Origin of the sequence: Halalkalibacter alkaliphilus (assembly GCF_023555415.1) — a bacterium.
GTDB lineage: Bacteria > Bacillota > Bacilli > Bacillales > Bacillaceae_D > Halalkalibacter > Halalkalibacter alkaliphilus.
Window position 1 is genome coordinate 113,969 of sequence record NZ_JAKRYL010000004.1, and the last position, 25,663, is coordinate 139,631.

General features: G+C 38.5%; 24 protein-coding genes. All 24 read left to right on the forward strand.

Annotation, left to right across the window (positions count from 1 at the left end; genetic code table 11):
* Nucleotides 1–8: 8 nt before the first annotated feature.
* The 24 genes from dapA (at nucleotide 9) to MF646_RS05340 (ending at nucleotide 25,584) form a co-directional block, all read left to right on the forward strand.
* Complete coding sequence (gene dapA, locus MF646_RS05225; RefSeq protein ID WP_250095438.1) at nucleotides 9–881, forward strand: 4-hydroxy-tetrahydrodipicolinate synthase; 873 nt, start codon at nucleotides 9–11, stop codon at nucleotides 879–881.
* Nucleotides 882–1,179: 298 nt separating this feature from the next.
* The gene (locus tag MF646_RS05230; protein ID WP_250095439.1) at nucleotides 1,180–2,847 is read left to right on the forward strand and encodes a ribonuclease J; all 1,668 of its coding nucleotides are present in this window, start codon (nucleotides 1,180–1,182) and stop codon (nucleotides 2,845–2,847) included.
* Nucleotides 2,848–3,010: 163 nt separating this feature from the next.
* Complete coding sequence (locus tag MF646_RS05235; RefSeq protein WP_250095588.1) at nucleotides 3,011–3,754, forward strand: ClpP family protease; 744 nt, start codon at nucleotides 3,011–3,013, stop codon at nucleotides 3,752–3,754.
* A complete protein-coding gene (locus MF646_RS05240; protein WP_250095440.1) occupies nucleotides 3,751–3,972 on the forward strand; it encodes a YlzJ-like family protein in 222 nt (73 codons plus the stop codon). The genes MF646_RS05235 and MF646_RS05240 overlap by 4 nt, the downstream gene beginning before the upstream one ends.
* A gap of 118 nt (nucleotides 3,973–4,090) precedes the next feature.
* The gene (locus MF646_RS05245; RefSeq protein ID WP_250095441.1) at nucleotides 4,091–6,439 is read left to right on the forward strand and encodes an FtsK/SpoIIIE family DNA translocase; all 2,349 of its coding nucleotides are present in this window, start codon (nucleotides 4,091–4,093) and stop codon (nucleotides 6,437–6,439) included.
* A 34-nt stretch (nucleotides 6,440–6,473) separates the two neighbouring features.
* Entirely contained in the window at nucleotides 6,474–7,193 is a 720-nt protein-coding gene (locus tag MF646_RS05250) for a GntR family transcriptional regulator (protein WP_250095442.1), read from the forward strand.
* Nucleotides 7,194–7,394: 201 nt separating this feature from the next.
* Nucleotides 7,395–8,402, forward strand: a complete 1,008-nt coding sequence (locus MF646_RS05255) for an LLM class flavin-dependent oxidoreductase (protein ID WP_250095443.1) — start codon at nucleotides 7,395–7,397, stop codon at nucleotides 8,400–8,402.
* A 123-nt stretch (nucleotides 8,403–8,525) separates the two neighbouring features.
* Nucleotides 8,526–9,818, forward strand: a complete 1,293-nt coding sequence (gene yfmF / locus MF646_RS05260) for an EF-P 5-aminopentanol modification-associated protein YfmF (RefSeq protein WP_420842481.1) — start codon at nucleotides 8,526–8,528, stop codon at nucleotides 9,816–9,818.
* Nucleotides 9,815–11,110 carry an EF-P 5-aminopentanol modification-associated protein YfmH gene (gene yfmH / locus MF646_RS05265; protein WP_250095444.1) on the forward strand — a complete coding sequence of 432 codons (1,296 nt, stop codon included), beginning with the start codon at nucleotides 9,815–9,817 and terminating at the stop codon, nucleotides 11,108–11,110. Before yfmF ends, yfmH begins: the two co-directional genes overlap by 4 nt.
* A 1-nt stretch (nucleotide 11,111) precedes the next feature.
* Nucleotides 11,112–11,840 (forward strand): elongation factor P 5-aminopentanone reductase, encoded by a 729-nt coding sequence (gene ymfI, locus MF646_RS05270; protein WP_250095445.1) that lies wholly within the window; start codon nucleotides 11,112–11,114, stop codon nucleotides 11,838–11,840.
* Between the two features lie 105 nt (nucleotides 11,841–11,945).
* Entirely contained in the window at nucleotides 11,946–12,197 is a 252-nt protein-coding gene (locus tag MF646_RS05275; RefSeq protein ID WP_250095446.1) for a DUF3243 domain-containing protein, read from the forward strand.
* Between the two features lie 258 nt (nucleotides 12,198–12,455).
* The gene (locus tag MF646_RS05280) at nucleotides 12,456–13,229 is read left to right on the forward strand and encodes a DUF3388 domain-containing protein (RefSeq protein ID WP_250095447.1); all 774 of its coding nucleotides are present in this window, start codon (nucleotides 12,456–12,458) and stop codon (nucleotides 13,227–13,229) included.
* A gap of 10 nt (nucleotides 13,230–13,239) precedes the next feature.
* On the forward strand, nucleotides 13,240–14,136 hold the full coding sequence (locus tag MF646_RS05285) for a helix-turn-helix domain-containing protein (protein ID WP_250095448.1): 897 nt from the start codon (nucleotides 13,240–13,242) through the stop codon (nucleotides 14,134–14,136).
* A gap of 215 nt (nucleotides 14,137–14,351) precedes the next feature.
* Nucleotides 14,352–14,930: a CDP-diacylglycerol--glycerol-3-phosphate 3-phosphatidyltransferase gene (gene pgsA / locus MF646_RS05290; protein ID WP_250095449.1), complete on the forward strand. Its 579-nt coding sequence runs from the start codon at nucleotides 14,352–14,354 to the stop codon at nucleotides 14,928–14,930.
* A 16-nt stretch (nucleotides 14,931–14,946) separates the two neighbouring features.
* Nucleotides 14,947–16,200, forward strand: coding sequence for a competence/damage-inducible protein A (locus MF646_RS05295; RefSeq protein WP_250095450.1), 1,254 nt, complete (start codon nucleotides 14,947–14,949; stop codon nucleotides 16,198–16,200).
* Nucleotides 16,197–17,807 (forward strand): DEAD/DEAH box helicase, encoded by a 1,611-nt coding sequence (locus MF646_RS05300; RefSeq protein ID WP_250095451.1) that lies wholly within the window; start codon nucleotides 16,197–16,199, stop codon nucleotides 17,805–17,807. The genes MF646_RS05295 and MF646_RS05300 overlap by 4 nt, the downstream gene beginning before the upstream one ends.
* Nucleotides 17,808–18,075: 268 nt before the next feature.
* Nucleotides 18,076–19,125, forward strand: a complete 1,050-nt coding sequence (gene recA / locus MF646_RS05305; protein WP_250095452.1) for a recombinase RecA — start codon at nucleotides 18,076–18,078, stop codon at nucleotides 19,123–19,125.
* 86 nt (nucleotides 19,126–19,211) lie between these two features.
* Nucleotides 19,212–20,201, forward strand: a complete 990-nt coding sequence (locus MF646_RS05310; RefSeq protein ID WP_250095453.1) for a metallophosphoesterase — start codon at nucleotides 19,212–19,214, stop codon at nucleotides 20,199–20,201.
* Nucleotides 20,194–21,615: an AAA family ATPase gene (locus MF646_RS05315; protein WP_250095454.1), complete on the forward strand. Its 1,422-nt coding sequence runs from the start codon at nucleotides 20,194–20,196 to the stop codon at nucleotides 21,613–21,615. The genes MF646_RS05310 and MF646_RS05315 overlap by 8 nt, the downstream gene beginning before the upstream one ends.
* A gap of 23 nt (nucleotides 21,616–21,638) precedes the next feature.
* A complete protein-coding gene (locus MF646_RS05320) occupies nucleotides 21,639–21,887 on the forward strand; it encodes a hypothetical protein (RefSeq protein ID WP_250095455.1) in 249 nt (82 codons plus the stop codon).
* Nucleotides 21,880–22,545, forward strand: a complete 666-nt coding sequence (locus MF646_RS05325) for an OLD family protein (RefSeq protein WP_250095456.1) — start codon at nucleotides 21,880–21,882, stop codon at nucleotides 22,543–22,545. Before MF646_RS05320 ends, MF646_RS05325 begins: the two co-directional genes overlap by 8 nt.
* Before the next feature lie 163 nt (nucleotides 22,546–22,708).
* Nucleotides 22,709–24,271, forward strand: coding sequence for a ribonuclease Y (rny, locus tag MF646_RS05330; RefSeq protein ID WP_250095457.1), 1,563 nt, complete (start codon nucleotides 22,709–22,711; stop codon nucleotides 24,269–24,271).
* Nucleotides 24,272–24,357: 86 nt separating this feature from the next.
* Nucleotides 24,358–25,152, forward strand: coding sequence for a TIGR00282 family metallophosphoesterase (locus MF646_RS05335; RefSeq protein WP_250095458.1), 795 nt, complete (start codon nucleotides 24,358–24,360; stop codon nucleotides 25,150–25,152).
* Between the two features lie 171 nt (nucleotides 25,153–25,323).
* Complete coding sequence (locus MF646_RS05340; protein WP_034632153.1) at nucleotides 25,324–25,584, forward strand: stage V sporulation protein S; 261 nt, start codon at nucleotides 25,324–25,326, stop codon at nucleotides 25,582–25,584.
* The last annotated feature ends 79 nt before the right edge of the window (nucleotides 25,585–25,663 follow it).

Here is a 25,663-nt window from a genome sequence, read left to right on the forward strand (position 1 = left end):
TGAAGGTTATGCACTTTGGCCATATTGTTACTGCTATGGTAACCCCTTTTACCCAAAAAGGTTTGATAGATGTTGAGAGAACAAAGGAGTTAATTGATTACCTGATTGCTCATGGTAGCGATGCTTTAGTTGTAGCTGGCACAACAGGTGAGTCTCCAACACTTTCAACGGATGAAAAGCTAGAGCTTTTTAACGTTTGTGTAAAACATGCAAATAAAAGAATTCCTATTATCGCAGGAACTGGAAGTAATAATACGCAAGCATCGATTGAGTTAACAAAAAAGGCACAGGACTTAGGTGTCGATGGTATTATGCTTGTTGCTCCATATTATAATAAACCGTCACAAGAAGGCATGTATGTGCATTTTAAAAAAATAGCTGAATCAACAGATCTTCCTATTATGCTCTATAATGTTCCTGGAAGAACAGGTGTACAGATTGAAGCAGAGACGACCATTGCTTTATCTAAGATTCCTAATGTTGTTTCTGTAAAGGAAGCAAGTGGGGATTTGGAACAAATGGCAGCCATTCTCACAGCTGTTGATGAGAATTTTACTCTTTATACAGGTGATGATGCGAATACGCTTCCGGCTCTAGCTATAGGAGCTCATGGCGTCGTTTCTGTAGCAGCCCATGTAATTGGCAGTGAGATGAGAGAGATGATTACAAACTTCAAAGCTGGAAACGTAGAGAAAGCAGCGAAGAGTCATCGCTTATTGTTGCCAGTAATGAAAGCGATGTTTCTAGCACCTAATCCAACATGTGTAAAATACGCTTTGTCATTGCAGGGATTAGAGGTTGGAGACGTAAGACTTCCGTTGATTCCTTTAAATCATGGACAAATGAGCGAAGTTAATAAAGTATTAAAGAGAAAAAGCTAATCCACCGGATTAGCTTTTTTGTTAGTTTGATGGAAGATAATTGCTTATTTATATAAAGATTTAATATTCTAATTTTTTAAAGAAGTGTTGTGTCATATCAACGTAGGAAGTTCAGTCTTGTTTTTCATTTCCTAATTAAGGTATACTAAATATAATTGATTTGTTCGGGTTGGATTAGATCGTATTTACGATCATCTGTAATTTTAGCGGGTCACATCATCTACGCCAAGGATGAGAGAACGGTATAAAACGAAAAACATTTCGGTTTTTTAGAGCATATATAGTAGGAGGAAGTCCATTGTCAAAAGAGTATATAGAAAAAGTACGTGTTTTTGCCTTAGGTGGAGTCGGTGAAATAGGCAAAAATATGTACGTTGTTGAAGTAGATGAAGACATCTTGGTCGTTGATGCGGGATTAATGTTTCCGGATGACGATATGTTAGGTGTTGATATTGTTATTCCAGATGTGTCATACCTTGTTGAAAATGCCGAGCGAGTGCAAGGGATCTTTTTAACACATGGTCATGAAGATCATATTGGAGGTTTATCTTACGTTTTAAAGAAAATTAATGTTCCTGTATATGGAACAAAATTAACCCTTGGCCTAGTTGAAGAAAAGTTAAAAGAAGCAGGAATCTTCCGTCATAGTACATTACACTTAATTGATGCAAATTCCCGTTTAACTATTGGATCTACATCAGTGTCGTTTTTCCGTACAAATCATAGTATTCCTGATTCAGTGGGTATTTGTTTTGAAACATCTCAGGGTGCAGTTGTTCATACAGGAGATTTTAAATTTGATCAAACTCCTGTTGACGGCAAGCATGCTGATATTGGTAAGATGGCAGCGATTGGTGAACGAGGTGTACTTTGTCTTCTGTCTGACAGTACGAATGCAGAGCGACCAGGAACAACGAAATCAGAAATAGAAGTTGGACAAGGTATCGCTGAAGTTTTTGAAAAAACGGAAGGGCGCATTATTGTTACCACTTTTGCTTCAAACGTTCATCGAATTCAACAAGTGATTCAAGCTTCAATTAGGGCAAATAGAAAGCTTGTTGTTGTTGGAAAAAGTATGGTTCGAGTTATTACAATAGCAACAAAATTAGGATATATTGATGCACCAAAAGATCTCTTTATCGATATAGATGAAATTGGCAAATACCGTGATGAGCAGCTTGCAATTTTAACCACAGGTAGTCAAGGAGAACCGATGTCAGCGTTAACACGAATGGCAAAAGGTGCACACAGACAAATTACGATTACAGAAGAAGACACGGTGATTATTGCTGCTTCTGCTATTCCAGGTAATGAAAAGTCGGTTTCAGCGATTATTGATAAGCTATATCGTATTGGTGCAGAAGTGGTATACGGCCAAGCGAAAGTTCATGCTTCAGGTCATGGTAGTCAAGAAGAATTAATGCTTATGCTTAATTTAATGAAGCCGAAGTATTTTGTCCCTATTCATGGTGAATTCCGGATGCAGCATGCACATCGAGAGCTAGCATTGAAAACCGGAATGAGAGCAGAAAATATTTTCCTCGTTGATAAAGGAGAGGTAGTCGAATTTACGAATGGACAAGCGAGAAAGACAGGGAAAGTTCCTTCTGGAAATGTCTTAATCGATGGCCTTGGTGTAGGAGACGTAGGGAATATTGTACTCCGAGATCGTCGCCTCCTTTCAAAAGATGGAATTTTAGTTGTGGTAGTTACTCTTAACAAAAAAACAGGTGAGTTTGTTTCAGGACCAAACATCATTTCACGAGGATTTGTGTATGTGCGTGAGTCTGAAAAGTTACTTGAGGATGCTAATGAACTAGTAGGTGTTATTCTAAAGAAATGTGTTAGTGAAAATGTTAATGAGTGGTCTTCCCTTAAGAGCAATGTGAGAGAAGGATTAAGTCGTTTCTTATTCGAAAAAACAAAAAGACGTCCAATGATTTTGCCTATTATAATGGAAGTTTAATCTTTAATACGTAAAAAAGATGAAGCAATGATGTTTCATCTTTTTTTGTTTCATATGAAATAGAACGCGTTGTTTATTAAAAGCCAAATATTTTTGGATGATACAGCCAAAACAGGATCATACTACTCCTAGTAATAATTAAAGGAGGGCTTTGTTGATGACGATGGAAAATCCAAATCTCGAACAGCAGCCAGCACCTGAAACACCCAAGAAAGATCCAAAAAGCTCAGGAATTATTGAAAAGATTCAAGAGTTAGGACAGACAAATGTACCTGACATGGGGCAATCAAATATTCATTGTATGACAGTAGTTGGACAGATAGAGGGGCATATGCAGTTACCTCCTCAAAACAAAACAACCAAGTATGAACACATTATTCCACAGCTTGTAGCAATTGAACAAAACCCTAAGATTGAAGGATTGCTTTTAATCCTGAATACAGTAGGTGGAGATGTTGAAGCTGGTTTAGCCATTTCAGAAATGGTAGCATCAATGTCAAAGCCTTCCGTGACTCTTGTGTTAGGTGGAGGGCATTCGATAGGAGTCCCAATTGCTGTTGCAGCTAATTACTCTTTTATTGCTGAGACTGCTACGATGACCATTCACCCTGTTCGACTAACAGGTCTTGTTATCGGCGTTCCTCAAACGTTTGAATACCTTGATAAAATGCAAGAGCGCGTTATTAGTTTTGTTACAAAAAATTCTTCAATTAGTGAAGAGAAATTTAAAGAATTAATGCTTTCAAAAGGCAACCTAACCCGTGACATTGGTACCAATGTTGTTGGAACAGATGCAGTTCAATACGGGTTAATTAATGAGGTTGGAGGAATTGGACAAGCATTGAAGAAGTTAAATGAACTAATAGACCAAAATAAACCAAGCCCCGAAGGAGATGTCGTTCAATGATTCTCTATACAATGATGCCTCAAGAGATGATATTTCCTGAAGACGATCAAAGTTATACGTCACAGCAAGTGATCTCATGCGAAGCTGGTCATTTAGTCGTTGAACAAGTCAACCACAGTCAATACCGGGTAGTTCGCCTAATAAGTGGAAATGTTATGAACTATTTAGATGATAAATATGCACCTGGTTCTATCATTCAAGCAAAACCTCAACTTTAGCTATGTAGAGAGTGTTTGTATTATGCTATAATTAATTTCATCCAAGGATGGTCGAAGCAGCCAATATTGGCTGCTTCTTAATATTGTTGGCTATTTATAGCAGTAAAGGGTGAAATGTATGGCAAGGCGTAAGAAAAAAAGAAAAACCGAGTGGAAATCACAGCTTTCGTATGAGTTAATCGGTCTCGGGCTATTAGTCATTGCCGTCGTTACATTTGCACGATTAGGAACCGTTGGAGAAACGTTTGTAAGACTTTTTCGTTTTTTCCTAGGTGAATGGTTTGTCGTGTTAGCAATAGGACTTTTAGTCGTTTCCCTCTATATTATGATCAAACGTCAAAAACCGAAAATATGGTCGAGAAGATTATCAGGTATTTATGTTATTATTCTTTCATTTGTATTGTTTAGTCATGTTGGTCTTTTTCATCAGTTAAGTGGGAGAGAAGGGTTCGAAGATCAATCGGTTATTCGTAATACATGGAAGTTATTCTGGATGGAAATGCAAGGGGAAACTCCTCCGTCTGATTTAGGTGGTGGCATGATTGGATCACTAGCATTTGCTGTAAGCCACTTTTTATTCGCAGAGATGGGTACATACTTTCTTTGTTTTGTTCTTTTTATCATTGGATTTATTTTAATGACAGGAAAATCTCTTTCCGAATTGCTAGGTAAAGTTTTTAGAAGTTTCTACTTATTTGTCGTTGACACATTTAGTAGTCTCTTTAGCGAGTTAAGGCAGTTACGTGAAAAAGCAACAGAACGAATTCAAGAAGAAAGAGAAGCGAAGCGAGAGAGGAAGAAGAAGGCACTTGAGGAGGAGAAAAAAGAGAAAGTAACTACTAAAGAGTCAAATCAGGTTGCGGTGCAAGGAGAAGAAGAGTTAGAACCTGAGATTGTCGACTTTACGCAAAAAGCTTACCGTGCACCGACTCAAGAGAAACAGAAAGGTAATGCTGTACCATCTGAAACAAAGCAGACAGATGGAGTTATAGAAGAAGACGTTCAAGTTTCACTTGTGACAGCTGAAGAAACAAATGAAGCTTATAAATTGCCTGATGTTGACATGTTGAAACTCCCGAATAACCCAAGCCAAACAAATGAAAAGAAACAATTAACAGCCAATGCTAGGAAATTGGAACAGACGCTTGAAAGTTTCGGAGTGAAAGCAAGAGTATCAAAGGTGCATTTAGGGCCAGCTGTAACGAAATATGAAGTGAATCCAAATGTTGGGGTTAAAGTTAGCAAGATCGTTAATTTGGCAGATGATTTAGCCTTAGCACTTGCAGCCAAAGATATTAGAATAGAAGCGCCCATTCCAGGTAAGTCGGCAATTGGGATTGAAGTCCCAAATCATGAAGTAGCTATTGTTACTTTAAGAGAAGTACTTGATTCACCAGAATCAAGTACTGAGAAGAACGTTCTAGCTGTGGGACTGGGAAGAGATATTTCTGGGGAACCTGTTCTAGCTCATTTAAATAAGATGCCTCACCTTCTTGTCGCAGGGGCAACGGGAAGTGGAAAGAGTGTTTGTATTAATGGTATTATTACAAGCATTTTAATTAAAGCAAAACCACATGAAGTAAAGCTAATGATGATCGACCCAAAAATGGTAGAACTGACGGTTTATAATGGGATTCCTCATTTGTTAACTCCCGTTGTAACTGAACCGAAAAAAGCATCTCAAGCCTTGAAGAAGGTTGTTGCTGAAATGGAAAGACGCTATGATTTATTCTCACATAGTGGCACAAGAAATATCGAGGGGTATAATGATCTTGTAAATCGTCAAAATGAAGAAGGAGAGGCGAAGCAGCCAACTTTGCCTTACATTGTTGTCATTGTGGACGAGCTTGCTGATTTAATGATGGTAGCTTCTGGTGATGTCGAGGATTCTATTGCCAGACTTGCTCAAATGGCTCGTGCTGCTGGAATTCATATGATCATTGCAACTCAACGCCCTTCCGTTGATGTCATAACAGGGGTAATCAAAGCAAATATACCTTCACGAATTGCATTTGGTGTATCGTCTCAAACCGACTCCAGAACAATTTTGGATTCAGGTGGAGCAGAGAAGCTGCTTGGACGTGGGGATATGCTATACATGCCAGTAGGAGCAACGAAACCAAAAAGAATACAAGGTGCCTTTCTGTCTGATGGTGAGGTAGAGGAAATTGTTGATTTCGTTATCTCCCAACAAAAAGCACAATACCAAGAAGAAATGACACCTACTGAAGAACAAGTAGTAACGGAAGAAGTAGCTGATGAGCTATATGATGCAGCGGTGGATCTTGTAACTGAAATGAATACAGCTTCGGTTTCCATGCTCCAAAGAAGGTTCCGCATAGGTTATACAAGGGCGGCAAGACTAATAGACGAGATGGAAGTTCGGGGGATTGTTGGTCCATATGAAGGAAGCAAACCACGGGAAGTGTTGATAGAGAAACCTAGAGAAGACGAGGCATCGTCATAAAATGAAAAGGGGATTCGTAGAAGGGGTTGAGAGTGTGATTAGAGCAGACCACAGACCATTATATTTACAGGTGATTGATCGCTTAAAAGAAGATATAGAGAAGAATGTATATGATGAAGGCGAGAAGTTACCCTCAGAATTTGAACTTTCTAAATTGTTGGGAGTAAGTCGTGCTACGCTACGTGAAGCCTTACGGTTATTAGAAGAAGAAGGGGTAGTCATTCGCAGACATGGTGTGGGGACGTTCGTTCATTCAAAACCTCTCTTTTCATCAGGAATCGAAGAATTAGATAGCGTTACAGATATGATTATAAAAGCAAAGATGAAACCTGGGACAATTTTTTTGTCTTCAGCTGTTCAAGAAGCAACGGATGATGATCGGAGAAAATTCTTAAAAGATGATTTAACTGAAATGATGGAAATTGAGCGTGTGCGAACTGCTGATGATTCACCAGTTGTTTATTGTTTAGACAGAATTCCAAATGAACTTTTGAAAAACCATTCAATTCATGAAACGAAATCAATTTTTCGTTATTTGGAAGACCTAGGAAAAACAATTACATATGCGATCACGTATATTGAGCCAATTGGATATCACGAGCATGTGTCTGAAATATTAGAGTGTGAACCAGGTTCTTCGCTTTTGTTATTAAAGCAAATGCATTATGATCAATCAGAACAACCTTTGTTATATTCATTAAATTATTTTAGAGCAGATAAGTTTAAGTTTCATGTTGTGAGAAAAAGAAGTTAATAAAGAAATAGTCGGAGCTGCCAGTAAGAAGGTAGCTCCGTTTTTAATTAGGGAAGATTACGATTTTCGTATGCTAAAGAAATAAAAAATGATAGCCTTTTCAAAAAAAGAGGTTGAGTTAGTAGACAGAAGAAGAAAAGAAGAAGATAATCAAAATGACAACATTTACATAAAGAAGATGGTTTTCGGGAGGGATTTATTTTGGTAAGGCTAAGTATTTTAGACCAATCACCGATAGCAGCTGGGGTGGATGCACGTACGGCGGTTATGCAAACGGCTGAATTAGCGGTTAAAGCTGAACAATTAGGTTACCATCGTTTTTGGGTATCTGAACATCACGATGCAGGCAGAGTAGCCGGATCAACACCCGAAGTATTATTGGCCCATATAGGGGAGAAAACAAAGAAAATTCGGATTGGCTCAGGTGGCGTTATGCTTCCTCATTATAGTTCTTACAAGGTAGCAGAAAATTTCAAGATGCTTGAAGCTCTTTATCCTAATCGAATTGACCTTGGATTAGGAAGAGCAGCTGGGGGGAATCCGATTGCTACTATGGCCTTACAAGGGAGTTCAGTTGGGAATAGAGGTTCCTATCCTGAACAAATTGAGGATTTGAAAGGATATTTTACAAGCCTTTCAAGTGATCATCGTTATTATGGAATAACAGCAACTCCAAATGTGGATACCATGCCACAACTATGGTTGTTAGGATCTAGTGGAGGTAGTGCACAAATTGCAGCTGAGAAGGGTACAGCCTTTACATTTGCTCATTTTATTAATGGAGATGGAGGAGAAGACGTCGTTAAGGCGTATCGGAACCAATTCCAACCTTCTGCCTTTTATGAAAAGCCAGAGGCTAATGTGGCTATTCATCTTATTTGTGCAGACACTGACGAGGAAGCAAATCAAAGAGCTACAAGTTTAGATTTATCCCTTCTCATGCTTCAAAAAGGCAAGCGTTCATTGGAAATTCCGACAATTGAATATGCAAAAAGCTATCCTTATACAGCACATGATCTAATGCAAATCCGAGAAAATCGTAAACGAATGATTGTTGGCGGCCCAGATAAAGTAAAAGAAGAAATCGAAGAATTAGCAAATAAATATGAAACGGATGAGGTTATGGTTATCACAATTACACATGATTATAGTCACCGGATTCGTTCGTTTGAATTGTTAGCCGAAATGTTTAATTTGGTAAAGAGTTAATTATAAGTTTAGTTATATCTAATGAATGAATTGGAAAAAGTGATAGGTACTAAGCTTTATAAATAATCTGTGTAGTAAGAACAAGACTCTAAGCATAACCTAAGCGTGATTGGCAAAAAGGAGATGATCGATTTGACCCAAATAGAGGAGCGTATTCATGAATTGAAAGGCTTAACCGTGCATTCTATGAGCACGAATAAATATAAGACCAATTCACTAATTCTCATGATGAAAGCACCACTAACGAAGGAAACAGTAGCAATGCGGGCATTGTTGCCGCATATTTTGCAAAATGGCACATCAAATAGTCCATCTAGGAAACAATTGCGTGAACGGTTAGACGATATGTACGGGGCAATGCTTGCAACGGATGTTCAAAAGAAAGGTGAAGAGCATGTCATTTCTATTCGTCTAGACGTTGCGAACGAGCGCTATCTATCTGATACAACCCCATTATTTGACAACGCGATTTCATTACTAGCAGAGGTAATCTTTCAACCACAGCTAGAAGATGGGAAGTTTGTTTCTTCGGTTGTCGAAAGCGAAAAACGTTCGCTAAAGCAAAGAATACAATCGGTTTACGATGATAAAATGCGGTATGCAAATGTCCGGGTAACGGAAGAGATGTGTAAAGGAGAACCATTTGCTCTTACAGCTTTTGGAACAGAAGATGAGGTAGATGCGATTACAGCTGACTCTATTTATAAGTATTATCAAGAAGTTCTTTTAAACAATCAGTTTGATCTCTATATGGTTGGAGCTATCGACGAAGAACAAGCTATGAGCAGTGTCACTGAAAAGTTTAGTGCTTTGGTAGAGCGTGACAAAAGTACATTTGAGACAATAGCTAGTCCTGAAGTAAAAGAGATTAATGTCGTTAATGAAGAACAAGATGTAAAACAAGGGAAGTTGCATATGGGCTTTCGCACTTATACAACATATGCTGACGATGACTATGTTGCTATGCAAGTCTGTAACGGTCTTTATGGTGCCTTTTCTCATTCAAAACTTTTTATTAATGTGCGTGAAAAAGAAAGTTTGGCTTATTACGCTGCATCAAGGTTTGAGAGTCACAAAGGGATTATGATGGTCATGTCGGGTATTGAGTTCGCTAAATATGAACGAGCTGTTGAAATTATAAAAGAACAATTTGAAGCGATGAAGCAAGGCGAGTTTACAGAGGCTGAAGTAGAACAAACGAAAGCAATGTTAAAAAATCAACTTCTTGAAACAGCGGATGTGGCTAGAGGGCTTGTGGAATTGTCTTATCACCAAGTTGTGAGTGGAAAAAAACGTTCTATTGATGAATGGATGCAGCAAATTGATGAAGTAACGAAAGAAGATATTATTCGAATTGCGCAGAAAGTAAAGCTTGATACGATCTATTTCTTAAAAGGCAAGGAGGAAAATCAATGAAGCCAGTTCAATTCCAACAAGTAGACGAAACTCTTTATCATGAAAAGCTCGATAATGGATTAGACGTCTATGTCTTGCCGAAAAAAGGTTTTAATAAAACGTTTGCAACGTTCACAACAAAATATGGTTCTATCGACCAAAAGTTTACCCCTTTAGGGAAAGAGGATGCCATAACAGTTCCAGATGGAATTGCGCATTTTCTTGAACATAAAATGTTTGAGGATGAAGAAGGAGATGTTTTCCAGGACTTTAGTAAGCAAGGTGCGTCGGCTAATGCTTTCACGAGTTTTACACGAACGGCTTACTTATTCTCGAGCACAAATAATGTAGAGAAAAACTTGGATACATTACTTAATTTTGTTCAGCATCCTTACTTTACAGAAGAAAGTGTTGAAAAGGAAAAAGGGATCATTAATCAAGAAATTACAATGTATGATGATAATCCAGATTGGCGAGCTTATTTTGGTGTGATTGAAAATATGTTCCACCATCATCCAGTAAAAATTGATATTGCTGGGACGATCGAATCAATTTCTAATATCACAAAAGATTTACTGTACACTTGCTATGAAACCTTTTACCATCCAGCCAATATGCTCTTATTTGTCATTGGACCCGTTGACCCTGAGAAGATCATGGAACAAGTGAGAGAGAATCAATCGCAAAAGGAATTTACTGCACCTGAAGAGATCAAGCGTTTCTTTGAAGAAGAACCAGAATCTGTAGCTAAAGAGAAAAACATTATTACGATGCCAGTACAAACTCCAAAATGCTTAGTGGGCTTTAAGGAAACTGGTGCCACACGCCAGGGAGACGATTTATTAAAACGTGAACTGTCGATAAATATATTGCTTGATTTGATGTTTGGTCAGAGCTCTGACAATTACCAAACGCTCTTTGATGACGGATTGATTGATGATTCTTTTTCATTTGATCATTCAGCTGAAGAAGGCTTCGGATTCACAATTATTGGCGGAGATACAAAATATCCAGATAAATTAGCTGATCGTATTAAACATATGGTTGAAACGTTTAAACAATCCAGCTTAACTGAGGATCAAGTTAATCGAGCAATTAAAAAGAAAATTGGATCATTTTTACGGTCGCTCAATTCCCCTGAGTATATTGCGAACCAGTTTACACGTTATCAATTTAATGAAATGAATTTATTTGAAGTTGTCCCAATGCTTGAAAGTATTACACCTAACGAATTAACTGAAGTTTTACAGAACCATTTTCAATTTGACCGTTTTACGGTTTGTCAGGTAAAAGCAGAGGGGTTTAACGAATAACATGAAAGCTATTTTAATAACTGGAGCATCAGGAGGAATTGGCGCTCAAATTGCTAAAGAGCTGGCATCTCCTGATTGCTCTCTTTTTTTGCACTATAATGAAAACGAAAAATCGGTTCAGAAAACAGCTGCCAAATGCGTTGATCAAGGTGCAACGGTTCAACTTATTCAGTCTGATTTATCTAAAGATGACGGAGATGAGCAACTGCTTGCGAAAGTACCTAAAGACATTACGTTCCATACCATTGTTCATAATGCAGGTATAAGTCATTTTGGGTTGTTTACTGATGTGACGAATACGGATATAAGTGAAATGATGAATGTTCATCTAGTTAATCCGATGAAAATTACAAGAAGTTTGTTACCAAAAATGATTCAAGCTCATCAGGGGAAAATTATTGTGATCTCCTCGATTTGGGGTTTAACAGGTGCATCGTGTGAAGTGATTTATTCTGCAGCAAAAGGAGGAATAAATAGCTTCGTGAAAGGATTAGCAAAAGAAGTGGCTCCTAGTCATATTCAAGTGAATGCTATTGCGCCTGGGGCAATAGAAACAGAAATGCTTAAAAAGAATGGGCTTGAACATATGGATGAGCTTAAAGAAGACATCCCTGCTCATGCTTTTGGAAAAACGGCTGATATTGCTTATGCAGTTTCATTTTTAAGTTCCCACAAATCAAATTATATAAACGGACAAATTATTTCAATTAATGGTGCATGGTATTGTTGAAAATTTAAAAATGAACCTCCACAAAAAACAATTCGAAGCGATGAATATTCTTATAAGAATGAGAAAAAATACTATCGAAGTACATTTTTCAAGGAGGGTCTTAATATGTCTGTACTTGACAACTGGGAACAATGGAAAGATTTTTTAGGTAACCGTTTAAACCAAGCACAAACTGAAGGAATGAGTCAAAATGTTGTGTCTGATGTTGCTTATCAAGTTGGTGAGTATTTGGCGCAACAAGTTGAGCCTAAAAACGAACAAGAGCGTGTTCTAGCCGAACTTTGGAAAGTAGCAGATGAGCAAGAGCAGCATGCCATTGCAAATATGATGGTGAAACTTGTTCAAAATGAAGGCTAGTTAATAATAGGACACTCTATGGACGCCGCATTTTGCGGCGTTTTTTCATCCGTCTGATTTGCTGATCTCGAATTGCTAGTACATAATGAATAAGCATATGATGCAAACTGAGAATAGAAACTTTATCCATAGACCATTTGTCAACCGACAATTATTTCCGACAAAGTTCTTTCAATTATTATTAAAATCAATTATTATGATAGATGAGATCTCAAATAGCCTCACATATGTCTCAATTAGTACAAAAGGGTGAAGCAAATGGGTATAAAAGAATGGTACTTAGAATATCAAATACATAAAAATAGACCGGGACTTCTTGGTGATATTTCTTCTCTGCTTGGGATGTTGGAAATTAATATCGTAACGATAAATGGAGTAGACAACATGAGACGCGGTATGTTAATCCGTAGCTCATCGGACGATCAAGTAGCTAGGTTTAAAGCTATCTTAGAAACGATCGAAGACATCTCAGTTATCAAAGTAAGAGAACCTAGGCTCCGTGATCGGCTTGCGATTCGTCATGGCCGTTACATTGAGCGTGATGCTGATGACAAGAAGACATTCCGTTTTATTCGCAATGAGCTTGGTCTCCTTGTTGATTTTATGGCTGAACAATTTAAACGTGAAGGACATTTTTTAGTCGGGATTCGTGGGATGCCACGTGTTGGTAAAACTGAATCAATTGTTGCAGCAAGTGTGTGTGCTAATAAAAGATGGTCTTTTATTTCATCTACACTATTAAGGCAAACTGTTCGGAGTCAATTGGCAGATGATGAAATGAGTGAAGACCATATTTTCATTATTGATGGCATTGTGACAACAATGAGATCAACGGAGAAGCATCGTACGCTTGTTAGTGATATCATGAGATTGCCAGCAGTAAAGGTAGTAGAGCATCCGGATATTTTTGTGCGTGAAACAGAATATGAATTGGAAGACTTTGATTGTATAATTGAGCTTAGAAATGATGAGGGAGAAGAGATTACATACGAAGTAGTAGAATCAGGCTTTTCCTCTTTTGATATAAGTTAGAGGTAGGTAGGTGTTAGGATTGTCAGAATTAGGTCAGTATTTAAAGGAAGCGCGTGAAGAGAAACAAATTTCATTAGATGACCTTCAACGTACGACAAAAATTCAAAAGCGGTATTTGATTGCCATTGAAGAAGGTCGGTTTGATACATTACCTGGGATTTTTTATGCTAGAGCATTTGTTAAGACATACGCCGAGGCAATCGGACTAGATCCGGATCCATTGTTTGATCAGTATCGTCATGAGCTTCCTAATCCGCAACGTGAAGCTGTTACGCTCCCGTCACGTACAGAACGGAGTAAGCCATCGGCTGGACCTAAGAAACGAGCTAAAAAAGGGTCGTTCTTATCCGCTTTGATTGCGATGGTGTTCGTTGGAATTATTGTAGTTGGAATTTGGTTAATGGCTCAAGGTGGAGGTGCTGGTGATGATGGAGCGATTGCCCCAGATGACAGTGAGAATCTTGAAGCTGATTTTTCCGAAGAGGTAGGTACTGCTCCTGAAGAAGAAGAGGAGGAGCCTGAAGAAGTTGAGGAAATTCCAGAGGAAGAACCTGAAGAAGAAGAGTTAGAGCCTGAACCAGAATTGTCGATTACTTTTATTGAAAGCTCTGGAAATACTTCGTTTTTTGAGTTGGAAAATGGCCAACTATCCGATGTTCGAATTGAAATTACTGGAGATCGATCATATATTGATGTGAAGAATGCTCTAGGGAAAACTTTTTACACTGGGACACCGACAGAAGGAGAGGTTATTACTCCTGAGCTAGATGGGGAAGAACGGGTTATTTTTAATTTCGGTGCTTCTCAGTTTGTTGAATTGTTTATTAATGATCAACAAGTGGAGTTTCCTTTAGATATAACTCATCAAAAGATTGATATAACGGTTATAGCTGAAGAGTCAGAATAAGAGGATCTTTTCTCTACACTCATCTCCTTTTCAATAGGAGTAGTGTAGAGGGCACTGAAAGGGAAAGTCACCTTCTCAGTGCCCTCTTGCAGAAAAGGTCTTTTTTTTGTTTAGGAATAAGTTGGTTACATTTATTAATTTATAGAAATTATGGTACAATGATTAATGGACTTTACTACATTTGCAATCACGGTTATATGAAGGAAGGGAATTTTGTGAATTTACCAAATAAAATAACGATCTCTCGGATATTTCTTATTCCATTATTTATGATTTTTTTCTTAGTCCCTTTTTCAATTGGTGACATTCATCTTCTTGGCACGACTATCCCTCTTGCCCATTTTATTGGAGCAATCATTTTTATTATTGCTGCTGCAACGGATTGGCTAGACGGCTACTATGCTAGAAAGTACCAACTTGTGACCAACTTAGGGAAGTTTCTAGATCCGCTTGCTGATAAGCTATTAATCACAGCGGCTTTAATTGCGTTGGTTGAACTTCAGCTTTTACCAGCTTGGATCGCTATAGTCATTATTAGCCGAGAATTTGCAGTGACAGGAATTCGGTTAGTTGCTGCAGCTGATGGGGATGTCATTGCAGCGAGCCAACTAGGTAAGTTAAAAACCGTGTCTCAAATTGTTGCGATCTCTGCACTTATGTTGCACAACTGGCCATTCCAAGCTATTTCATTACCTTTTGATATGATCGCGATTTATATAGCGACTTTTTTAACGATTGTGTCAGGAATTGAATATTTTCAAAAGAATCAACACATTCTCCTAAAATCAAAATAATAGGCGGGTAGATGCAATGAATGCTGAATTAATTTCTGTAGGATCAGAGTTATTACTTGGACAAATTGTTAATACGAATGCGGCCTTTCTATCTCAAGAATTAGCACTTCTTGGTGTAAATGTTTTTTATCAAACAACAGTAGGGGATAATGGGAAAAGACTAACAGCCGCTTTAGAGTTAGCCAATTCCCGTTCAGATTTGGTTATTATTACAGGTGGCCTCGGCCCAACAAAGGACGATTTAACAAAAGAAACGGTCGCATCATTCGTGAGTAGAAAGCTTGTGCATCACGAGGAATCATTACATAATATTGAGTCTTATTTTCTGAAGAGAAATCGTCCTATGTCAGAAAATAATCGTAAGCAAGCGCTTGTAATTGAAGGAAGTCACGTACTGCTTAATTACCATGGAATGGCTCCAGGGATGATTGTTACTAATAATGACACGAAAATTGTCATGCTCCCGGGTCCGCCGCAAGAAATGAAGCCAATGTTTACTAATGAATTTGTACCTCAATTGGCAAAAATGATGGGGGAACAAACTTCTATTACATCACGAGTACTTCGGTTCTTCGGTATCGGTGAATCTCAATTAGAAACAGATTTATTAGATTTAATAGAAGCTCAAACAAATCCGACTATTGCTCCATTAGCTAATGAAGGAGAAGTGACGTTACGACTGACTGTTAAGCATGCGGACCCTACTGAGCAAAAAAGGCTTCTAGATGAGACTGAAGATCAGGTTACAAAGCGTGTCGGTCAATATTTATACGGCTATGGTGATACGTCACTTATGGAGCAGCTCTTTTTGCAATTACGAGAGAAACACTGTACGATAGCTACAGCAGAAAGTTTTACAGGAGGTAAATTTTCCGGCATGTTGACATCATTTTCGGGGTCTTCGGCTATTTACCGAGGTGGATTCGTTTCCTATGCGACAGACGTGAAGGAAAAGGTTTTAGGGGTGTCGAATGAAGTCATAAGAAAATATGGTGTGATCAGTCCCCAATGTGCTATTGAAATGGCTAAGCGTGCGAAGGAACAATGCGTATCTGATATAGCAATTAGTTTCACAGGTGTAGCAGGTCCGTCTAAGCAAGAAGGGAAGGAACCTGGTACAATTTTTATTGGCGTTGCTGGACTTACCCCAGAGCCATTGTACTATGAGTTAAATTTAGCCGGAAATCGTAAGGCTGTTACAGATCGAGCTATTAAATATGGATGTTTTTATTTATTGAAAGAAATGAAAAGGTGGAATATGAAAGAATGACAACGTACTTTAATGATTTTCAGATTTCAGAACCGATAAAACGAGCAATTAAAGACATGGGCTTTGAAGAACCTTCTCCTATTCAAGCAAAAGCTATTCCTGTGATTTTGGAAGGTGGAGACGTAGTTGGTCAGGCGCAAACAGGAACAGGTAAGACGGCGGCGTTTGGGATCCCTGTTGTTGATAAGGTGACATCTGACCGTTATGTTCAAGCATTGATTTTGACACCGACTCGAGAATTAGCTATTCAAGTTTCAGGTGAACTTCAAAAGTTATCTGTCCATAAATCTATCCGTACTTTGCCAATTTATGGAGGCCAGTCAATTGGTCATCAAATTCGAGCTTTAAAGCAAGGTGTTCAAGTAGTCATTGGAACTCCAGGTCGAATACTTGATCACTTACGTAGACAAACATTAAAGCTAGATCAAGTTCATACAATTGTGCTTGATGAAGCAGATGAAATGCTAGATATGGGATTTGTTGATGATATTGAATCGATTCTCCGCCAAGTAAATACAGATCGTCAAACACTACTTTTCTCTGCGACGATGCCTCCGGCTATTAAAAAACTGTCTCGGAAGTATATGACGGCACCAAAAACCGTTACGATTAACAAAGGTGAAGTGACTGCGCCATTAATTGACCAAATGTATTATAAAGTGTTAGAACGAAATAAAATTGAATCTCTTTGCCGCATTATTGATAGTGAAGAAATTGAATTAGGAATATTGTTTTGTCGAACAAAAAAAGGTGTTGCTGAATTAGCTGAAGCCCTTCAAGCTCGTGGATATTTAGCTGATGGCTTACATGGTGATTTAACTCAATCACAACGTGATGCAGTCATGAAGAAGTTTCGTGACTCTTCGATTGAATTTCTTATTGCAACAGATGTAGCGGCTCGTGGAATTGACGTTGATAATGTTACACATGTTATTAACTATGATATTCCTCAAGACCCCGAGAGCTATGTTCATCGAATTGGTCGGACGGGACGTGCTGGTCGAAAAGGCTTAGCGCTTACTCTTGTTACTCCGCGTGAGATGAAACACTTGCGTTCGATTGAACAAGAGATTAAAATGAGTATTCCTTCGCAAGATGTACCAACTATTGAAGAAGTAGTTGTAAAACAACAAGGTTCTTGGAAAAAGTTAATTTCCGATACAATCAACACTAGTGGAAAAGAAGCTGAATTGTTTGATCCACTCGTCGATGAAGTCTTAGCAGAATTTTCAGCACGAGACGTCGTATCGGCATTATTAAAAATGAATTTTTCTCCAACGTCATCCACTGATGAAACAGGTTATAGTTTTGGAGATACTGGTGCTGCTAAAGGCATGGTTCGCTTCTTCATTAATGTAGGTAGAAATGTAAATATGACGCCTAAAGTGTTAATTGAAGCGATCTCAGAGCTTGTTGGTATCCCTGGAAAATCTGTTGGGAAGATTGATATATTTGAAAACTTCACTTTTGTTGAAGTTCCTGAAGAAGCAGCTCCATTTGTATATGAAGCTCTTCGTTATTCGCGAATTAGCGGTGCACGAGTGAATTTAGAACCAGCTAAACCACGCCCTAAGCGCGAACCACGCCGCACTCCAACCCGTAGCTAACCACAGAAAATGAGAAAGAGCGCTCTATTAAGGGAGGGAATTGAAAAGGCGATTTAATGTCCTTTTTGTAACCTTCTTTAATGGACTCTTTCACTTTTTCCTTCTTGCTTTCCTCTGGCATGTTTTTCCTACTACCATTAACGCGAATAAATGTTCGTAAAACTATTGGCAAAAGCGAAAAAAAAATGTATGATAGTAAAGAACGAAACATAGATTCGCTTTTCCAATTTTAAATACATTATTATTGATAATAGAGGAGAGATTCATAATGAGTGATCGTAAGGCTGCCCTTGATATGGCACTACGTCAAATCGAAAAACAATTTGGTAAAGGGTCAATTATGAAGCTTGGTGAACAAGCAGAGCAACGTGTATCAACCGTCTCAAGTGGCGCACTTGCGCTTGATATTGCACTTGGAGTAGGTGGCTATCCTAAGGGGCGTGTCATTGAAGTTTACGGTCCAGAATCTTCAGGTAAGACAACTGTATCGCTACATGCAATTGCAGAAGTTCAGAGACAAGGCGGGCAAGCAGCCTTCATTGATGCAGAGCATGCGCTAGATCCAGTTTATGCTCAAAAATTAGGGGTTAACATTGATGAGTTATTGCTTTCACAGCCGGATACAGGAGAGCAAGCATTAGAAATTGCTGAAGCTTTAGTACGTAGTGGCGCAGTTGATATGATTGTTATTGATAGTGTGGCTGCCCTTGTACCGAAAGCTGAGATTGAAGGAGATATGGGAGATAGTCATGTTGGTTTGCAAGCTCGTCTAATGTCACAGGCATTACGTAAGCTATCTGGAGCCATAAACAAATCGAAGACGATAGCGATTTTTATTAACCAAATTAGGGAAAAAGTGGGCGTAATGTTCGGGAACCCAGAGACGACTCCTGGTGGTCGAGCTTTGAAGTTCTATTCTTCCGTTCGTTTAGAAGTTCGTCGTGCGGAAACATTAAAGCAAGGCAATGAAATGGTAGGGAACAAAACTAAGATTAAAATTGTAAAAAATAAAGTAGCCCCTCCATTTAAAGTGGCAGAAGTTGATATCATGTACGGCGAAGGTATTTCTCGTGAAGGTTCGATTTTAGATATTGCATCAGATCTAGATATCGTTCAAAAAAGTGGAGCATGGTACTCATTTAACGAGGAGCGTCTCGGTCAAGGGCGTGAAAATTCTAAGCAGTTCTTAAAAGAGAATTCGCACATTGCAGAACAAATTGAAACTCTCATTCGTGAGCATCATGGTTTAAATGGTGAAATAGAAGTGGCGGCAGCGACAGAAGAAGAGTTTGAAGAAGTTCCTTTTGATTTAAAATAATAGTGGACGAAGGGGTGTTCTAAAGGTGAAATGTAACCTTTGGGACACCTCCTTCTTTTAAGGTTTTTAGAAGGAGGTGGCAAGTGATGAAATTTTTGTATGTAACAGACACACATATTCGTGGAACGACTCCTAAAAATCGATTGGACGTTTATGTTGATACATTAAAAGAGAAGTTGGAGGAAGTTATTGAACTAGCAAATAAGGAAGAGGTCGATGTCCTTTTGCACGGAGGGGATGTGTTTGATCGCCCAGATCTATCTCCAAATGTTGTCGGACAATTCGCGAAAATTTTCATGAAGGCAAACATGCCTATTTATGTGGTTGCAGGAAATCACGATACATTTGGGCACAATCCAGAAACGATTTCACGAACGATGCTAGGACTAATGGATTCATTTGGTGTAATGACAGTCATTGATCCGGGTAGCCCTATTCTAATTGAAAAAAATGGGCAACGCATCCAAATTAGTGGGCAACCTTATCATTATGATTTAGACCAACGTGATCCGAAATTAGACTATTATCCAACCAATGAAACGAACGCAGATGTTCTTATCCACATTGTTCATAGTATGCTTGTCGAGAAAGCTTTACCTGAAGGAGTGCCCCATACGATTATTGATCATATATGGGGAACAACGGCAGATATTATTCTAACGGGCCATTTTCATGGTGGTTTTGGGATCAAGGAACGAAATGGCAAGTTTATTTGTAACCCAGGAGCCCTAGCTCGTGTAAATAACCATTGGTCAGAAATAAGCAGAATGCCTAAAGTTATTATTGGGTCAATCATTGATAGAAACATTTCATTACGAGAAATTACTATAAAGAGAGCGCAAAAAGGGGATGATGTTTTAGATCGTTCGTTTTTAGAAAAAGCTGTCCATCAAGAAGAAAAATTACATAGTTTTGTTCAACAAGTAAAAGAAACATCGCAATTTCAAACTTTGAATATGAGTGATATTATCTTAGAAATCGCTTCGCTAAAAAATGTGGAAGATAAAGTTAAACAAGAGGCACTACGTAGGATGACAGTCATTGAAGAGGTATGGAAGGACGGAGAGTATGAATAATATTCGAGCGGTTCGCTTAGAGAATTTCCAATCTCACTTAGATACTTTTGTCGAGTTTAGTAATGGCTTAAATGTAATTGTTGGCCAATCAGATAGTGGAAAGACCGCAATCTTAAGAGGAATCCGCTGGGCGTTGTATAATCAGCCAAGAGGAACGGATTTCATTCGTGTTTCTGGTGACTTTGTTAGGGTTACCGTAACTTTTGAAAATGAAACGGTAATTACTCGTGAGCGTACAGGTTCAAAAAATCGCTATATTATTAAAAAAGAAGGCGAACAAGAGCTTGTGTTAGAGGGATTTGGCATTCATGTACCTGAGGAAGTAATGAAAGCGCATGGGATGGATCACTTGCGAATTGATCATGACAATGAGTTAATGATTCATTTATCGCAGCAACTAGATGGACCATTTTTATTAGAGAATACAAGCTCCATACGTGCAAAAGCACTCGGGAGGATTAGCGGCGCTCATTTTCTAGATATGGCTATTCGTGATACGACGAAAGATGTTTCACAGTTAAATGTAAGAATGAAACAAGAACAGCAAGTGATTGATAGGCTGAAAGAAGATATCGAACCTTTTGCTCATTTAGATAAATTAAAATCACAATTGATTCAATCAGATTCCAACATTCAGCATGTCAAAAAGTTGATTGGGAAAAAAGACAAGCTTCAGAAGCTAAAAGAAATGCTACATCAAGTAACAACCGAAGAAAGTATAACGATACGGAGATTAAATATTGTCAAAAATGTGGATCATTGGGAAAACAAAAAAGAACAACTGCAGGAGATGGTTCATAGATTTACCGTATATGAGCAAAAGAGGAAACAACGGCATGAAATTTACAAAACAATTGCTATATGTCAAGAATGGATGGAAAAGACGGAGCAGACAGAACTAGCAAATCACCGTTATGAAAAGTTAAATTATCAATTACAGCTTGTAAAACAATTAAATAACAAGTTACAGCACCTAAACATGGTCGAGAGATCTGAGAGGGAAGAAAAGCAAAGGACAAAGAAAACAAGATTTATCGATTCTGTTAGTGTAGAGACATTAGAGCGTATTTCTGCTAACGAATGGAAGCAGAAAAAGCTACAACAAATCCAAGAACTATTACAAGGAAATATCAATCAGTATAAAAAGATTCATCTCATATGTGACAGATTACCTAATGTGACTGAACTGAAAAACAAACAAGAAATGATTGCCGAGAAGACGGAGGCTTGTCATAAGTTAAAAGCGATACAACAAGAATTAAAAGGTTATCAGAGGAGATCAGAAGAAGGAAGAAGATATATTCAAGCACAGAAGATTGAACAAGAAAAAGCTGAAGCAGCTCTACAAGAACGTCTTTTAGCCGAAGGAACATGCCCAACTTGTGGTCAAGCTATTTGTAAACAGGCTGAATAAATAAAAAGAAGGTGAATGGCAGTATGTCAGTAGAAAAGCAATTAGGACAAATTAAACAAGCAATTGATAAAGCAAGGGATATGCGTTATCGAGCTGAAGCAAAGCTTGAAGAACTAGAAAACCAGAAAAATAGACTCTTAGTTGAACTAGAAGAGCTAGGAGTAAAACCCGAAGAGCTTGATCAAGAAATTGAAAAGCTTGAGAAAGAAATAGAAGTATCTTTGAGAGAAACGTGGGAGTTGATTCCAAAGGAACTGATTAAGGATGAATAATTCATCAAATCAATTAAAACAATTAGAGGATCGCTTTAAAAGAGCTCAAGATAAATGGACGAGACTTGATGCAAAAAAAACCTTATTAGAAGAACAGTTAGCTGAAAAAATAAAAGAGCTTGATTCGTATTTTGAAACAATTGATACGTATGAGAAGGCTCGAGTTTTACTTCAACAATCGGCAGAGTATGCAAGAGAACAAGCGAAGCAGCAAATCGAGACATTAGTAACAAATGCATTGCAGTATGTGTTTGGCCCACTATTTTCGTTTCAAATTGAATTAGAGGAGCATGGAAACAAAGCGGTCGCCGAATTCTATGTGGTTTCAGAATATGAAGGGGTCAAAGTGAAAACGAGACCCCAAGACTCACGTGGGGGAGGAGTCGTTGATATTGTTACTTTAGCCCTGCGAGTTGCATTGATTGAAACGGTTCAGCCAAGAAGAGAAGGACCTCTATTGCTAGATGAGCCTGGAAAACACGTCTCGGGGGATTATGTTCTTTATTTATATGAGTTCTTAAAATCACTTAGTACAATGTTTAATCGACAAATAATTATGATTACTCATAATTATCATTTAGCCCAATCTGGAGATCTATCTTATGAGGTTTCCATAAAAAATGGGATAAGTGAAGTTACGAAAATTGACAACACTTGACATTGACTAAAACGAGCTATAAAATTAAATAGAATGCGGTTGAGTTTTTAGTGATATTATTTTTTCCGCGATCAAATGTAATATGCGTTTGTTTTTTATAATGATGAAACGTATGACAAATTTTTGAAACCAACAATTAGATAGCAAGAGGAGGTGAAAGAGTATGGAAATATTGATCATCTCCATTTTGCTTGTTGTCTCTGCAGGTATTGGTGCAGTTGTTGGATATCTTGTTCGAAAATCCATTGCAGAAGCGAAAATTTCCAGTGCGGAACATGCAGCGAAACAAATTGTTGAAGATGCGAAGCGTGAAGCAGAAGCGGGTAAAAAGGAAGCTGTCCTTGAAATGAAGGATGAGGCACATAAAATTCGCACAGAAGCAGAGCGTGAGGTTCGTGAACGAAGAAATGAGATTCAAAAACAAGAGAATCGTTTGGTACAGAAAGAAGAGATTCTTGACCGAAAGAGTGAAACCTTAGATAAGAAAGAAGAGTCTTTGGATAAAAGGGAGGAATCTCTCACCAAAAAACAACGACAAATTGAAGAGATGGATAGCAAAGTGGAGGAAATCTTGAGCAAGCAGCAAGCTGAGCTTGAACGTATTTCTGGATTTTCCCGCGAAGAAGCTCGTGAAACCATTCGTAGTGAGGTTGAACAAGAAATTGCTCATGAAACAGCTCTTATTGTTAAAGAGCGAATGGCACAAGCGAAAGAAGAGGCTGATAAAAAGGCGAGAGAAGTATTGTCACTTGCGATTCAACGTTGTTCTGCAGACCACGTAGCAGAAACGACGGTTTCGGTAGTCACGCTGCCAAACGATGAAATGAAAGGAAGAATCATTGGTCGTGAAGGGCGTAATATCCGAGCGTTAGAAACGTTAACAGGAATCGATCTAATTATTGACGATACGCCTGAAGCAGTTATTCTATCTGGTTTCGATCCAATTCGTCGTGAAATTGCTCGTACAGCACTTGAGAAGCTTGTTCAAGATGGTCGTATCCATCCTGCTCGTATCGAAGAAATGGTCGATAAGTCTCGTCGCGAGGTTGATGAAGCGATAAGAGAGTACGGGGAACAAACAACGTTTGAGATGGGAATTCATGGGTTACACCCGGATTTAATTAAAATTCTCGGTCGTTTGAAATTTAGAACAAGTTATGGTCAAAATGTGTTGAAACACTCAATGGAAGTGGCTCATTTAGCTGGATTAATGGCGTCTGAATTAGGTGAAGATGTTAAATTAGCAAAACGAGCTGGTTTGCTTCACGATATCGGTAAGGCAATTGATCATGAAGTAGAAGGAAGCCATGTAGAGATTGGGGTAGAACTGGCGACGAAGTATAAAGAACACCCAGTTGTCATTAATGCAATTGCATCTCATCATGGGGACACGGAATCAACTTCCATTATCGCAACACTTGTTGCAGCAGCTGATGCCCTTTCGGCTGCAAGACCAGGTGCGCGAAGAGAAACACTGGAAACCTACATTCGTCGTCTTGAAAAGTTAGAGGAAATCTCTGAATCGTTTGAAGGCGTAGAAAAGACGTATGCGATCCAAGCTGGACGTGAAGTACGCATTATGGTTAGACCAGATGTTGTAGATGATGCACTTGCACATAAACTTGCTCGTGATATTACGAAGAGAATTGAAGAAGAATTAGATTATCCAGGGCATATACGTGTAACGGTTATCCGTGAAACACGTGCCGTTGAGTATGCAAAGTAAAGTGGCGATTTTCGCCACTTTATTTGTTTTTAATAAAGGAAATGTAGCTAATAATATAGCTAAAGTACATAAATGAAGGAGCAATTATGAGAATTTTATTTATTGGGGATGTCGTTGGGGCACCTGGTCGAAAGATGATTAAGGAATATACAATGAAATTAAAACAAACGTACAAGCCAACAATTACGATCATTAATGGTGAAAATGCGGCTTCTGGAAAGGGCATTACAGAAAAAATATACAAAGGGTTCTTAGATGCGGGAGCACAGGTTGTGACACTTGGAAATCACTCGTGGGATAATCGAGAAATTTTCGAATTTATTGACCGTGCAAAAGCATTAGTACGACCAGCTAATTACCCGGCGGGTGTACCGGGAAAAGGGTATACACTTGTCAAAATCAACGATATTGAAATTGCTGTAATTAATATTATGGGTCGAGCATTTTTACCTCCGATTGATTGTCCATTTACAAAAATGGATGAAATCTTAGAAGAAATTAAAGGTAGAACTCCGTATATCTTCGTTGATTTTCATGCTGAAGCGACTAGTGAGAAACAAGCGATGGGATGGTATTTAGACGGTAGAGTCTCTGCAGTCGTTGGTACCCACACTCACGTCCAAACTGCAGACGAGCGTGTATTACCGAAGGGAACAGCTTATTTAACGGATGTTGGTATGACGGGCCCTTATGATGGGATTCTTGGTGTTGAAAAGGAACCAGTGCTTCATAAGTTTTTAACGAATTTACCGGTACGTTTTGAAGTAGCAGAGGGGCGTACACAGTTAAGTGGAGTCGTCATTGACATAGACCCTAAAACAGGTCTTTCTAAGTCAGTGAAACGAATCCTAATTAATGATGATCACCCTTTTTATACGTAATTGAGTAAGAAATTTTTTAGTTTTAGGAATAAGGATAGGTTTTCTGAAATAAGATGAATTAGATTCACATCTTGTACGATTAGCAAACACTTGCTAATTGCACTGTTGAATGCATGAAAACGATCGTAATCATGGACAGCCCACTTTTCACATAAAGAGGAGGTACAAGAAATGGAAGTCTTAAAAGTTTCAGCAAAATCTACTCCCAACTCTGTTGCTGGCGCGTTAGCTGGGGTCATACGTGAACGGGGAGCAGCAGAAATCCAAGCAATAGGGGCAGGAGCGCTTAATCAATCAATAAAAGCGATTGCGATTGCGAGGGGATTTGTTGCCCCAAGTGGTATTGACCTTGTTTGTATCCCGGCTTTTACTGATATACAAATTGAGGGAGAAGAGCGAACAGCGATGAAAATTATCGTTGAACCAAGATAAAAATAGCGTCTGCAAAAAATCCTACTTTCATTTTGGAAGTAGGATTTTGCGTGCTTTAGCAATGTTGAATATAGAGTAG

Bases quoted from the DNA above. Each gene is read 5' to 3' on its own strand.
- dapA (WP_250095438.1), top strand. From the start codon at position 9: ATGCACTTTGGCCATATTGTTACTGCTATGGTAACCCCTTTTACCCAA.
- MF646_RS05310 (WP_250095453.1), top strand. From the start codon at position 19,212: ATGAAATTTTTGTATGTAACAGACACACATATTCGTGGAACGACTCCT.
- ymfI (WP_250095445.1), top strand. From the start codon at position 11,112: ATGAAAGCTATTTTAATAACTGGAGCATCAGGAGGAATTGGCGCTCAA.
- recA (WP_250095452.1), top strand. From the start codon at position 18,076: ATGAGTGATCGTAAGGCTGCCCTTGATATGGCACTACGTCAAATCGAA.
- MF646_RS05340 (WP_034632153.1), top strand. From the start codon at position 25,324: ATGGAAGTCTTAAAAGTTTCAGCAAAATCTACTCCCAACTCTGTTGCT.
- MF646_RS05240 (WP_250095440.1), top strand. From the start codon at position 3,751: ATGATTCTCTATACAATGATGCCTCAAGAGATGATATTTCCTGAAGAC.
- MF646_RS05335 (WP_250095458.1), top strand. From the start codon at position 24,358: ATGAGAATTTTATTTATTGGGGATGTCGTTGGGGCACCTGGTCGAAAG.
- MF646_RS05280 (WP_250095447.1), top strand. From the start codon at position 12,456: ATGGGTATAAAAGAATGGTACTTAGAATATCAAATACATAAAAATAGA.
- MF646_RS05320 (WP_250095455.1), top strand. From the start codon at position 21,639: ATGTCAGTAGAAAAGCAATTAGGACAAATTAAACAAGCAATTGATAAA.
- yfmH (WP_250095444.1), top strand. From the start codon at position 9,815: ATGAAGCCAGTTCAATTCCAACAAGTAGACGAAACTCTTTATCATGAA.
- MF646_RS05275 (WP_250095446.1), top strand. From the start codon at position 11,946: ATGTCTGTACTTGACAACTGGGAACAATGGAAAGATTTTTTAGGTAAC.
- MF646_RS05300 (WP_250095451.1), top strand. From the start codon at position 16,197: ATGACAACGTACTTTAATGATTTTCAGATTTCAGAACCGATAAAACGA.
- MF646_RS05235 (WP_250095588.1), top strand. From the start codon at position 3,011: ATGGAAAATCCAAATCTCGAACAGCAGCCAGCACCTGAAACACCCAAG.
- MF646_RS05325 (WP_250095456.1), top strand. From the start codon at position 21,880: ATGAATAATTCATCAAATCAATTAAAACAATTAGAGGATCGCTTTAAA.
- rny (WP_250095457.1), top strand. From the start codon at position 22,709: ATGGAAATATTGATCATCTCCATTTTGCTTGTTGTCTCTGCAGGTATT.
- yfmF (WP_420842481.1), top strand. From the start codon at position 8,526: ATGATCGATTTGACCCAAATAGAGGAGCGTATTCATGAATTGAAAGGC.
- MF646_RS05295 (WP_250095450.1), top strand. From the start codon at position 14,947: ATGAATGCTGAATTAATTTCTGTAGGATCAGAGTTATTACTTGGACAA.
- MF646_RS05245 (WP_250095441.1), top strand. From the start codon at position 4,091: ATGGCAAGGCGTAAGAAAAAAAGAAAAACCGAGTGGAAATCACAGCTT.
- MF646_RS05315 (WP_250095454.1), top strand. From the start codon at position 20,194: ATGAATAATATTCGAGCGGTTCGCTTAGAGAATTTCCAATCTCACTTA.